Here is a 12,285-nt window from a genome sequence, read left to right as displayed (position 1 = left end):
GAAACCCTTCCACCCCGACCACGTTGGAGCACGCATGAACGCCACCGCCACCAAGCACAGCCTGGGAGACCGTTTCCTCACCGGGATCGAGCGGGTGGGCAACAAACTGCCCGAGCCCTTTGCGCTGTTCACCGTCCTCTTCCTGATCACCGCCGTTGTCTCCACGGCCATGGCCTGGGCCGGCGTGGTGGTGCAGGTTCCGGGCAAGGAAGAGCCCGTGGCCATCCAGGGCCTCTTTACGGGGGATGGGGTCGCGTGGTTCACCACCACCCTGGGGGAGAACTACATCGGCTTCCCGCCGCTCGTGACGGTGGCGACCATCCTGCTGGCCATCGGCATTGCGGAGAAGTCCGGGTTCCTGGCCGCGGCCATCCGCTTCACGATCGGCAGCGCACCGCGGTGGATGCTGCCCTACACCGTGGGATTTGTGGGTGTGGTGGGTTCCATCATGGCGGACTCTGCATTCGTGGTGATCCCGCCGTTGGCGGCGCTCGCCTTCAAGGCCGCGGGTCGCCATCCGGTCGCTGGTCTGCTGGGTGGCTTCGCCGCAGCGGGCGCCGGGTACTCCACCAACATCTTTCCCACATCGTTGGACGCGCTGTTCGCGGGAATCACCAACGCAGTGATTCCCACCGTGCCGGCGCTCGCGGAGACCGCCACAGAGGTCAACCCCCTGTCCAACTACTACTTCAACATCGTCTCCGCTCTCGTACTGTCACTGGTGGCCGGGTGGGTCATCGACAAGATCGTGGAGCCCAGGGTGGAGCGCGCCGGAGTCTCCCGGGACGAGGTCAGTCCCGAGACCCAGCAGCTCATGACGGACACGCGGGCCATCCGCATCGTGGGGGACGAGCAGACGGTCGCCGAGTCGCAGGAACCCGACGTGGAAGCGGCCCTGTCACCCCGTGAGAAGAAGGCCCTGCTGTGGGGCGGAGTCACCTTCGTGCTGATCGGCGTGGTTCTCGCGGTCTTTGCCCTGGTGCCCAACTCTCCGTGGCGCAACGAGGACGGTGGGTTCCTCCCCAAGTCGCCGCTGCTGTCCTCGATCGTGTTCATCATCTTCGCGTTCTTCTCCGTGAGCGGCTACGTCTACGGGCGGGTGGCCGGCACTGTCCGTGGGTATAAGGACGTGCCCGTGATGATGGGCGCCGCGCTGAAGGACATGACCTCGTTCCTGGTGCTCGCGTTCGTGCTGGGGCAGTTCATCGCCCTGTTCAACTGGTCCGGAATCGGCTCCTGGATCGCGGTCAGCGGGGCCACGGCCCTCGAGAACGCTGGGGTGACAGGCTTCCCGGTGATCATCGGTTTCATCCTGCTGTGCTCGTTGCTGAATCTGTTCATCATCTCCGGGTCCTCCATGTGGACGCTCATGGCGGCCGTGTTCGTGCCCATGTTCGGCATCCTCGGTTTCGAGCCAGCGTTCATCCAGGCCGCGTTCCGGGTGGGGGATTCCGCCACCCAGGTGATGACACCGCTGAACCCCTACATGGTCGTGCTGCTCACGATGCTCCGGAAGTACGAGCCCTCCGCGGGTCTCGGCACGGTGATGGCCCGGATGATCCCGTTCGTCGTCCCCTTCTGGGTGGTCTGGGTGATCATTCTGGTGGTGTTCTACGTCTTCGGCCTGCCCCTCGGACCAGGCGTGGGGATCATGATCGGCGACTGAGGCCACCCCTGCAGCGAACGGCGTGGAGCGGCGTCGTGAACCGTGCGTACAGTGGCAGCGAACCCCCGCACGACCGTGGAAAGGAACCACCGTGGCACTGCTCGGCAAGAACCTGCTGGACGAACCGGAGCCCACGCACCTGGAAGAGAACGAGGCGATGATCGAGCGCTTCGAGGCCGGTGACGAGGCCGAGGACCTCGCCGCCGCTTTCCCCAAGGAGCAGCTGCCGTGGGCGATCCTCGCGGAGGAGGCGCTCGCGGACGGGCGCACCCTGGAGGGCTACGCGTACGCGCGCGTGGGCTACCACCGCGGCCTGGACTCGCTGCGCGCCCACGGCTGGAAGGGCCACGGCGCCGTGCCGTACGCGCACGAGCCCAACCGCGGGTTCCTGCGGGCGCTCGCCGCGCTCGGCCAGGCCGCCGCGGAGATCGGTGAGTCGGACGAGGCTGCCCGGATCGAGAAGTTCCTGAACGACTCGGACCCGGAGGCGGCGACGCAGATCCAGGCCCGCTGACCTCTGTCTCCGCCGCGCCGTGCGGCTCCCGAGCGCCCGTTCCCGTGTGGGGGCGGGCGCTCGGTCACATTCGGGAGGGCCCCTGCTCCCTGTCAGTCCCGTGGGACACAATGGGGACACATCAGGGGCTCAGCGCGGAGTCCGAGTACATCCCCTCGTGCTGCGCGCCGCCCATGGACTTCCCACGAGGAGCGTGCCGTCATGAGAATCTCCGTCCCCCGCGAGATCAAGCCCGAAGAAGCCCGTGTGGGCCTCACCCCAACCATGGTCACCTCGCTGACCGCCCAGGGCCACGAGGTCTTCGTGGAGAAGGGCGCCGGTCTGGGGGCCGGGTTCTCCGACGACGACTACCGCGAGGCGGGCGCGCAGCTCACCTCCCAGGAGGAGGCGTGGGCCCAGGCCGAGCTGCTCGTGAAGGTCAAGGAGCCGATCCCCGCGGAGTACGGGTTCCTGCGCTCCGACCTTACCGTGTTCACGTACCTGCACCTCGCGGCCAGCCGTGAGCTGACCGAGGCCATGCTGGACAGCGGCGTCACCGGCATCGCCTACGAGACCGTGCGCGTGGGCCGGACCCTCCCGCTGCTGCGCCCGATGTCCGAGATCGCGGGGCGCCTGGCGATCGCCAACGCCGCGCACCACCTGCAGTTCCACGCCGGCGGCTCAGGCATCCTGCTGGGCCGCGTGCCCGGTGTGGTCCCCTCCACCGTGCTGGTGATCGGCGGCGGCACCGTGGGCGAGCACGCCGCACGCGCCGCCGTGGGCGCCGGTGCGGACGTGACCATCCTGGAGGCCAACGGGGACCGCATCCGCCAGCTGGACGCCCTGTTCCCCCACGCCCGTGTCCTGATGAGCGACGCCCACCGGATCGAGGAGGAGCTGCCCCGCGCGGACGTGGTGGTCGGCTCCGTGCTGATCCCGGGTGCCGCCGCCCCCAAGCTCGTGCGCCGCGAGCACCTGTCCCTGCTCAAGCCGCACGCCCTCATGGTGGACGTGGCCGTGGACCAGGGCGGCTGCTTCGAGACCACCCACCCCACCTCCTACCACGACCCCGTGTACGAGGTGGACGGCATCCGCCACTACTGCGTGGCCAACCTCCCGGGTGCGGTGCCCGTCACCGCCACCCAGGGCCTCACGCACGCCACCACGCCGTACGTCATGCGCCTCGCCGGCGGCATCGACGCCGCCCTGGAGTCCGACGCCGCTCTGGCCACCGGGCTCTCCACGCGTGGCGGCAAGCTCCACACGCCGGGCGTGGCGGAGACCTTCCCGGACCTGCCCTCGGCGGTCTGAGCGCCGCGGCTCGGGCTGCACCACGCGCGCGGTGCGGCACCGCGCACGACGACGCGCCGGCACCGGCCGCCGCGGGGAACGTTCCCTGCGGCGGCCGGTGCCGGTGTCATGGAGGGGCGCCCACCGCGTCCACCGCCCCCCTCGCCGGCGCAAGCCGGTGCCGTGGCCGGAGGGCTCGCGCCCTGGACCGGGTCCCGCGCCGCGGTCAGGAGGTGGGTGCGGGAGCGGGCCGGGCGGCGTCGTCGTTGCGGATGAAGAGTTTGCACGCCAGGGCGATCAGACAGACCAGCACGAACGTGGCGATGAACTGGATGCGCACGGCCGGGTCCAGCAGCCCGATGACCACGATGGCCGCGAGCAGGGCCAGCGCGAAGTAGGAGAGCCACGGGAAGGCCCACATCCGCAGCGGCGAGGACTCACCAGCGCGGTCCATGCGCCGGCGCAGGATGATCTGCGAGACCAGGGCGATGCCCCACACCACCAGGCACGTGGAGCCCAGCAGGTTGAGCATCACGTTCAGCACGGTCTCCGGCCACAGGTAGTTCAGCACCACGGCGATGAAGCCGAAGACCACCGAGGCGACTACCGCCGCACGCGGCACACCGCGCGGCGTCGTGTTCGCCAGCGCGCGCGGGGCCGAGCCGCGGCGGGCCAGGGAGAACAGCATGCGGGAGCTGCCGTAGATGTTGGCGTTCAGTGCGGACAGCAGGGCCAGCACGATCACGATGTTCATGAGCACGTCCGCGCCGGGGATCCCGGCCTCGGTGAGCACGGCCACGAACGGGCTGGAGGACAGGCCCTCGTTGTCCCACGGCAGGACCAGCACCATGACGGACACGGAACCCACGTAGAAGATGAGGATGCGCACCAGGATGGTGCGGATGGCATCGGCCACGTTCTTCTGGGGGTTCTCGGTCTCCGCTGCGGCAATGGTGACCAGCTCGGTGCCACCGAAGGCGAAGACCACCACCAGCAGGGCGGAGGCCACACCCGTGAGGCCGTTGGGCATGAAGCCGCCGTGCTCGGTGAGGTTGGACAGTCCCGGGCTCGGCACGTCCAGCGCGCCGATCAGCAGCAGCACGCCCACCACCAGGAACCCGACCACGGCCGCCACCTTGAGCAGTGCGAACCAGAACTCGGCCTCGCCCAGTGTTCCGACCCGCACCAGGTTGATCACGGTGAACACCGCCATGAAGATCAGCGCCCACGCCCACTGCGGCAGGGAGGGCCACATCTCGGTGACCAGCTGCGCGGCGGCGGTGGCCTCCGCGGCCACGACCACCACGATCTGCGCCCACCACAGCCAGCCGAGCGCGCGGCCCATCGTGGGCCCGAGTGCCTTGCCGGCGTACGTGGAGAACGCCCCGGAGGAGGGGTCCGCCGCGGCCATCTCACCGAGGGCCCGCATCACCAGCACCAGCAGTGTGCACGCCACCAGGTAGGAGATCAGCACGGCGGGACCGGCCGTCTGGATCGCGGCACCCGTGCCCACGAACAGCCCCGTGCCGATGGCCGAGCCGAGCGCCATCATCACCAGGTGCCGGGGCTTGAGGTAGCTGCCGTGCTCAGGGCCCGAGGGCACGTGCGGGGTGTGCTCCCGGTTGCCCCCGTGGATCACACTGCCCGAGCCGGTTCCCGGGGACTCGGCGGGAGAATGGTGGGGAGCGCGCGGGGAGGTCATGGGAGAAAAGATTACCCGGACGCCCAGCGGGCCGTTGTCGGCCACCGGCCGGGGCAGGGCGGAGCCGTCGACGCCGGCGGGGGACAGCGTCGTCGGCACGGCGGGCGGCGCGCAACCGTGGCCCGTTGACCGCGGCGGTGTCCCGGTTCTGCGGCGCCCGGGGGAGCCCCCGGCGCAGCCGTCCGCCACGCCATCACTGCCGCCGGTCACACCGCCCTGACGTCGAGCGGAGGTTCCGGGCCGTCGGTAGTCTGCGGTCATGCGCAATCTTCTGCAGGACCACCGCCGCGTCCCTCGCACCCGCAGGCAGCCCATCTACCTGATCTCCTGGGCCGGCTACCCGAACTTCGGGGACGAGCTGATCGCCGCGGCCTGGGTCAACCACCTCGCCAGGGTGGCGCCCACCACGGACGTGTGGCTGGACGTGCGCGAACCGGGGACCGTCACCGCCCTGCTGCGAGGACTGCACCCGCGCCTGCACGTGGTCAACACGGTGTTCCGAGCCATGCACGAGAGGTTCCACGGTCTGGACCGCTCCATGCGCAGCCTGATCGAGGACCTCGGCTCCCCGAAGTACGACGCCGGTCTGCTCGCGCTGCGGGAAGCGGGCACGGTGCACCTGCTGGGTGGCGGGGTGCTGCACGCGAACTGGCCGGAGAACTTCCAGGTGGTCGACGCCATGCGCACGGTCCGCGAACTCTCCGGAGCACGGCTGTTCGCCACGGGCCAGGGCCTGATACCCTTCGCCGGCGATCCCCTCTCCGACCTGGACCACCTCAGCGTGCGGGACCGTCCCAGCGCCGACGCCGCCGGGATTCCCCTGGGGTTCGACGACGCCTTCCTCCTCGCAGAGGATCCCCGCCACGCGCGAACCCTGGGCCTGCTGGGCGACCAGGGCGGGGGCAGGGTCAGCGCCGGGGCGGACGGACCGTGGACGCCCACGGAAGTGGTGCTGTGCATCCAATCCGACACCTTGGCCGAGGGAGCACTCGAGAGGATGCTGGAATTCGCCCGCGCCCAGCTGCAGCGGTGGGATCTGCCCCGCGAATCCGTGCGCTACCTGGAGGCCATTCCCGGGGACGACTACGTGGGTTTCGACCGGCTGCGGGACGTGGTGGCACCGGACGGGTTCATCCCCTTCCAAGCCGCGTGGGACGGGGACTTCACCTTCGGCCCGCACCAGGTGTGGCTCACCACCCGGTTCCACCACCACCTGATCGCCGCCCTGCACGGCGCCCGGGGGGTTGCTCTCAGCGGCAAGCCCGGGTACTACGACGTCAAGCACCAGTCCGTGGTGGAGGCCGGCTCCCAGTGGACCGTGAGGCATGCCGGGGAGCAGCTGGACCCCGTGGGACTCGAGGCGCTTGCCGCGCCCTCCGGGTTTGCCGAGGCGGTCCGGGCCAAGCGGGACGAGGCCGCCCAGCTCTACGGGCGGTAGGCGGGGGTCACGGGGCCTGGGGCCCTGACCTTCGGGCGTCGTACGCTCGCCGCGCACCTGGTGCCACTGCCACGCCAAGGGCCCCGTGACCTCCTGGAGTGGAGGTCACGGGGCCCTTGCGGTTGACGGGGCGGATCAGCGGGGGTGCCGCAACCCGTCCCTGTGGGCTACTTCATCTGGTCGAACCGGTAGAGGAAGGCAGCCATCTGATCGCGCTTGACCGGCTCGTAGGCACGGAAGGTCCCGTCCGGCCAGCCCTTGGCGATGCCCACGCTGTTCATCCAGGAGATCTCCTTGTAGAACTCCTGGTTGGTGCGAACGTCCTTGAAGGGGGACTTCGCGGGGGCGGTGTAGGCCGGCGAACCTGCCATGCGGTAGAAGAACGCGGCCATCTGCTCGCGGCTGATCTGCTGACCGGGGCGGAACGTGCCGTCCGGCCAACCCTTGGTGATGCCCTGCTCACTCATCCAGGAGATCTCCTTGTAGAAGACGTGGCTGGTGGGCACGTCCTTGAAGGGAGACTTCGTGGGAGGGGTGTACTGAGGCGAGCCGGCCATCCGGTAGAGGAACGCGGCCATCTGATCACGCTGCACGGACTGGCCCGGGCGGAACGTGCCGTCCGGCCAGCCCTTGGTGATGCCCTTGTTGGCCAGCCAGGAGATCTCGGAGTAGAACACGTGGCTCTTCGGGACGTCCTTGAACATCGGGTTCTGGGTCTCCGGCGGTGCCGCCGGGGACTGCACGGTCTTCACCTCGGCCTTGGCGCCGTCCTGGCCCGCCTTGATGCCGGAGAGGTCCCCGGTGGCGTTGTGCAGGTGCAGGAACAGGGCCTCACCCTTGGTCGAGCTGGACGCTCGGTGCGCGGTCAGCTTCTTGCCGGGCTGGTCGTTGAACAGCGACGCATTGAACTTCTCACCGCGGAAGGAGACCTTCGGGTTGACCGGGTTGTACGTGATGGCACCTGAGCGGTCCACCGCGCCGTTGACGTTCGCAGAGTAGGTGTTCACCTGGTAGGTCAGCTTGGTGTCGGCCTTGGCGGGATCAATGCCCATCTTGGCGGCGCTGACAGGCATCACCATGGCGTTCGTGTCGAACGTGTTGGTGTCCACGTCACCCCAGGAACCGTTCAGCGGCTGGCTGTCGATCACCGTGAGCTCACCGTTGACGTAGCCGTACAGATTCACCACGGGGTAGTCCAGACCGTCCACGCGGCTCAGCGCCGCGTAGTAGTCGGGGCGGCCGTCACCGGAGGTGTCGATGGGGATCTCCACCTCCACGTCGGGCTTGATGGTGGAGGCGTTGCCCCAGCTGGAGATGCCGAAGTTGATGAGGCCGTCCTTGGCCACATCACCCTTCTCGGCCTTCAGCTGCGGGATGTTGGAGGACGTTCCCACGTACTGCAGGTCCGCGAACTGGGAGTTGCCGCCGGCAAGGTCGGTGGCGTCCATCCGAGCGGACTTCGCACCCAGCTCGAAGGCACCCACGGCCGACTTCCAGCCGCCCTGGTCCAGGCCGGTGCCGGCCAGGGAGACGCTGCTCGTGTTGTTCTTGTCCCACTGGTCCAGCTTGGCGTTGTCCACGCGCATGTCCGCGGACGGCTTCGGCGCGATCGACATGGGCAGGCGCATGTCCTTGCCGTTCTCGCTCAGCACCAGGCGGCCCGACTCGGTGGCCAGGAACTGACGCGCCTCTCCCAGCTGGGTCACGGCCTCCGAGGGGTCGTGGGTCTTCTTCATCTGGGCCCGGTCCACGGTGGCGGTCACCTTGATGGTGGCCTTGCCGCCCTTGGGGACGGTCACGGAGCTCGGAGCGGAGATGGTCACACCCGGAACGTCGGTGGAGGCGTCGAAGCGCACCTTGTAGGTGTGCGCGGCGCCGCCGGCGTTGTCCAGGACCAGCTCACGGGAGAAGCTCTGCTTGCCGTCCTTGATCTCGGTGACGCCGAAGGTCGAGGAGACCAGTGCGGGATCAGCCTTGTCGTAGACCATCACGTCCTGGTTCACGGCGCGCAGTGCATCCACACGGCCCGAACCCACGCGGTCCACCGCGGAGGTCGCACCGTTCGCGGCGTGCACGTCGTGGACGGCGGTGTTCATGATGGCGGACTTGAGCAGCTGCGGGCTGTAGTTCTGGTGCTTCTGCTGCACCAGAGCGGCGATGCCCGCCACGTGCGGGGTGGCCATCGAGGTGCCGGTCATGACCGCCACGCCGTTGCCCTGGGCCACACCGGCCGAGCCGATCGCGGTGCCGGGCGCGGCGACGTCGGGCTTGATGACGCCGTTGCTACCGTGCTGGCCGCGGGACGTGGAGTCGTTGACCTGGTCCTTGTGGCCGGTCTGCGCCTTGGCGGCACCGATCCACTCCGGGGACATCTTGATCTTGGCGCCGCCGGCCTGGGCCGCGGGCTTGATCTTGGCCACGGACTCCTTGCTCATGAGCAGACCGGGGATCTTGGCGTTGCCCGCAATGGCGGAGGGGTCCACCGAGTAGTCGGACTCCAGGACCACGCCCTTGCCGCCGGCAGCGGCCACGTTGTCGAAGCGGACCTTCGAGCCGCACGGGAACGGGCCGTTGTCCTCCCAGTCGAGCATGACCCACTTGCCCGCGAAGTCCTGCGAGAAGGGGCTGCAGCCGAACTTGTTGTCCTGAGGCGCCACGACCACGTTGCCCTCGAGCTGCTCGGGCTTGGCACCCGCGTAGTTGAAGCTGCCGCTGTACGAGCCGATCAGCTCACCCTTGGCGCTGTCCGGGGACAGGCCCTCGGCCTTGTCCTGCACGGCGGTGCTGCCCTGTGAGTTGGCCACGGTCAGGGCGGAACGCGCGCTGCCCGGTGAACCGGAGATCTCGTGGGAGTCGCCGGCGTTGCCCGCCGCGATGACGGAGAGGATGCCCTGTCGGGACAGGGCGTCGATCAGGTCGTTCTGGGGATCGTCGGCCGGGCCGAAGTCGGAGCCCAGGGACATGTTGATGATGTCCGCCTTGTCCGAGAAGTCCCCGTCCATGTTGGGATCGAGAGCACGGTCCATGGCGTCGATGACCAGGTTGGTGGAGCCCTCGCAGCCGAAGACCCGCAGACCGATCAGCTCGGCCCCGGGGGCGGTGCCCGGACCGATCCTCATCTTGCCCACCTGGTCCTTGGTGAGCTTGGTGTGGTCGCCCCGGAAGGTCTTGCCGTCCTCGCCCACACCGTAGCCGGCGGTGGTGCCGGAGACGTGCGTACCGTGACCGCCTGCTTCGCAGTCCAGCGGGTTGTTGTCCGGCTTTGCCACGCTGGTGGGGATCCGGGCGTCGTAGTCGTCACCGGCGAGGTCGTAGCCCCCCACGAACTTCTTGGGGTCGTAGAGCCCCGAGTCCTTGGACGGCAGGTCGTTCGACGCCTTGGCCTTCGCATAGGCCTCGGCGGTGCCCGGTCCGCCGAAGTCTGCGTGGGTGTAGTCGATGCCCGAGTCGATGATCGCGACCTTGACGCCCTTGCCGGTCTGCCCCGTCTGGGTCCAGGAGTCCAGGGTGGCGGTGTCCACGACCGAGCCCGCGTTGTTGCGGAACTTGGGGACGATTTTGGAGACCTTCACGACGTCGGAGCGCTTGGCGAGCTCGCGCAGCTTGGCGGCATCGCCCTGGAGGGCCACGCCCCGCATGGCGTTGGCCGTGGTGTAGAGCACCTCGGAGCCGGACTCGGAGGCCAGGGTGGTGCTGGCCTTGTCCACGGACTGGCGGATGGCCTGGACCTGGGCGGCGGCCTGGACCGGGTTCTGCCCCCCGGTGCGCACGCCTGCTGGCTGCGTGGCCTCGAAGGCGCTCTGGCCCTTGAGCTGGACGAAGACGGCTACCTGACCCTCGGCCTTCTTCAGCTCGGAGCTGATGAGGTTGTCGGGGTTCTGGGTGTTGAGGTCATCCGATTTGGGTGCCGGGGTCATGTCCACGGCGCTGGCGGGCAGCACCGTTCCCAGGGCCAGCGACAGGCCCAGGGCTGTAGCCAGGCAGGTCTTGGCGGCTCTGCCGCGACCTGCTCGTGTTTCGTGATTCATGTCTCGTCCTTTGACATTGGGGGCGATGCCGTGAGATGCATCACAGTGCCCCCAGGGTGCGCTGTTCTGCAGTGAAAAGCAACGATTTCGTAAAAATCACCTGTGTTACACCTGAAAATGAGCTGGGTACTGCGCGGTAGTAGCATCCCCGGCGCCGATCGGGTCGCGGCGCCCCGCCCACACGGGCCTCCCGGGCGCTCCGGGTAGACTGGGCCGTTGGTTCCTCCGGCCCCCGGGGCCGCACCCGCACAGAGAGTGATTCCATGCCAGCAATCGTGATCGTCGGCGCCCAGTGGGGCGATGAGGGCAAGGGTAAGGCCACGGATCTGCTCGGTGGTCGCGTGGACTACGTGGTCAAGCCGAACGGCGGCAACAACGCCGGGCACACCGTGGTGGTGGGCGGCGAGAAGTTCGAGCTCAAGCTCCTCCCCGCAGGCATCCTGAGCCCCAATGCCACGTCCGTGATCGGCAACGGCGTGGTGATCAACCCCCAGGCGCTCTTCGAGGAGATCGACGGTCTCGAGGCGCGCGGCGCGGACACCTCGCACCTGCGGATCTCCGCGAACGCGCACCTCGTGGCGCCGTACCACCAGACGCTGGACCAGGTCAGCGAGCGGTTCCTGGGCAAGCGCGCGATCGGCACCACCGGGCGCGGCATCGGCCCCACCTACATGGACAAGGTCGGGCGCCTGGGCATCCGGGTGCAGGACGTGCTGGACGAATCCATCCTGCGGCAGAAGATCGAGGGTGCGCTGCGTCAGAAGAACGAGCTGCTGGTCAAGCTCTACAACCGGCGGGCGTTCGAGGTGGACGAGATCGCGGAGTACTTCATGGGTTTCGCGGAGCGACTGTCCCCCATGATCGTGGACTCCACCCGGCTGCTCAACGAGGCCCTGGACCGCGACGAGGTGGTCCTGATGGAGGGTGGGCAGGCCACCTACCTGGACGTCGACCACGGAACCTACCCGTTCGTCACCTCCTCCAACCCCACGGCCGGCGGCGCCTCCGTGGGTTCAGGTGTGGGCCCCACGCGCATCGCCCGCGTGATCGGAATCCAGAAGGCCTACACCACCCGGGTGGGGGCAGGCCCGTTCCCCACCGAGCTTTTCGACGAGATGGGAGAGCGGCTGCGCACCACGGGCGGGGAGTTCGGCGTGAACACCGGCCGTCCCCGCCGCACCGGGTGGTACGACGCCGTCATGGCCCGCCAGGCCGCGCGGATCAACGGCTTCACGGACCTGTTCATCACCAAGCTGGACGTGCTCACCGGGATCACGGAGATCCCCGTGTGCGTCGCCTACGAGGTGGACGGTCAGCGCTTCGACGAGATGCCCATGACGCAGTCCGACTTCCACCACGCCAAGCCGGTCTACGAGACGTTCCCCGGGTGGACCGAGGACATCACGGGAGCACGGTCGCTCGAGGACCTGCCGAAGAACGCGCAGGACTACGTCCACGCGCTCGAGGCCATGTCCGGCTGCCGGATCTCGGCCATCGGCGTGGGGCCGGACCGCGACGACACCATCGTGGTGCGGGACCTGATCGCGGACTGACCCGTCCGCCCGCAGACACGGAACCGCCCCGCTCTCTCCAGAGAACGGGGCGGTTTTCCCGTTGCGGGACGGTTCCCGCGGGGCGGGTGGCCGGCCTGGGCGAGCGCGCGGGCGG

Annotated in this window: 7 protein-coding genes; 5 read left to right on the top strand and 2 right to left on the bottom strand. The window is 68.8% G+C overall.

The genetic code is table 11. The features are described 5' to 3' along the window. Nucleotides 1-34: 34 nt before the first annotated feature. The 3 genes from P8S73_RS06360 (at nt 35) to ald (ending at nt 3,470) form a co-directional block, all read left to right on the top strand. Nucleotides 35-1,666: an AbgT family transporter gene (locus P8S73_RS06360; RefSeq protein WP_144802062.1), complete on the top strand. Its 1,632-nt coding sequence runs from the start codon at nt 35-37 to the stop codon at nt 1,664-1,666. 91 nt (nt 1,667-1,757) lie between these two features. Then, nucleotides 1,758-2,180: a DUF3151 domain-containing protein gene (locus P8S73_RS06355; protein WP_249494122.1), complete on the top strand. Its 423-nt coding sequence runs from the start codon at nt 1,758-1,760 to the stop codon at nt 2,178-2,180. 201 nt (nt 2,181-2,381) lie between these two features. Then, the gene (ald, locus tag P8S73_RS06350; protein ID WP_101888237.1) at nt 2,382-3,470 is read left to right on the top strand and encodes an alanine dehydrogenase; all 1,089 of its coding nucleotides are present in this window, start codon (nt 2,382-2,384) and stop codon (nt 3,468-3,470) included. A 205-nt stretch (nt 3,471-3,675) separates the two neighbouring features. On the opposite strand, the gene P8S73_RS06345 is transcribed toward ald, so the two are convergent. After that, on the bottom strand, nt 3,676-5,151 hold the full coding sequence (locus P8S73_RS06345) for an amino acid permease (protein WP_249494121.1): 1,476 nt from the start codon (nt 5,149-5,151) through the stop codon (nt 3,676-3,678). Between the two features lie 259 nt (nt 5,152-5,410). Between P8S73_RS06345 and P8S73_RS06340 the strand changes: the two genes are divergently transcribed. Continuing rightward, a complete protein-coding gene (locus tag P8S73_RS06340) occupies nt 5,411-6,589 on the top strand; it encodes a polysaccharide pyruvyl transferase family protein (protein ID WP_249494120.1) in 1,179 nt (392 codons plus the stop codon). A gap of 167 nt (nt 6,590-6,756) precedes the next feature. Here the strand turns inward: P8S73_RS06340 and P8S73_RS06335 are convergent, their stop codons facing one another. After that, nucleotides 6,757-10,617, bottom strand: a complete 3,861-nt coding sequence (locus P8S73_RS06335; protein ID WP_249494119.1) for a S8 family serine peptidase — start codon at nt 10,615-10,617, stop codon at nt 6,757-6,759. Between the two features lie 263 nt (nt 10,618-10,880). Between P8S73_RS06335 and P8S73_RS06330 the strand changes: the two genes are divergently transcribed. Next, complete coding sequence (locus tag P8S73_RS06330) at nt 10,881-12,170, top strand: adenylosuccinate synthase (protein WP_070637049.1); 1,290 nt, start codon at nt 10,881-10,883, stop codon at nt 12,168-12,170. Nucleotides 12,171-12,285 lie beyond the last annotated feature (115 nt).

The sequence above is a fragment of the Kocuria sp. ChxB genome (genome assembly GCF_044359605.1).
Classification (GTDB): Bacteria; Actinomycetota; Actinomycetes; order Actinomycetales; family Micrococcaceae; genus Kocuria; species Kocuria rhizophila.
Note: the sequence above shows the minus strand (reverse complement) of the source record. Positions and strands in the feature narration are given on the sequence as shown.

Excerpts from the sequence above, each read along its gene's own strand:
- P8S73_RS06360 (WP_144802062.1), top strand. The coding sequence starts at position 35 with ATGAACGCCACCGCCACCAAGCACAGCCTGGGAGACCGTTTCCTCACC.
- ald (WP_101888237.1), top strand. The coding sequence starts at position 2,382 with ATGAGAATCTCCGTCCCCCGCGAGATCAAGCCCGAAGAAGCCCGTGTG.
- P8S73_RS06345 (WP_249494121.1), bottom strand. The coding sequence starts at position 5,151 with ATGACCTCCCCGCGCGCTCCCCACCATTCTCCCGCCGAGTCCCCGGGA.
- P8S73_RS06340 (WP_249494120.1), top strand. The coding sequence starts at position 5,411 with ATGCGCAATCTTCTGCAGGACCACCGCCGCGTCCCTCGCACCCGCAGG.
- P8S73_RS06335 (WP_249494119.1), bottom strand. The coding sequence starts at position 10,617 with ATGAATCACGAAACACGAGCAGGTCGCGGCAGAGCCGCCAAGACCTGC.
- P8S73_RS06330 (WP_070637049.1), top strand. The coding sequence starts at position 10,881 with ATGCCAGCAATCGTGATCGTCGGCGCCCAGTGGGGCGATGAGGGCAAG.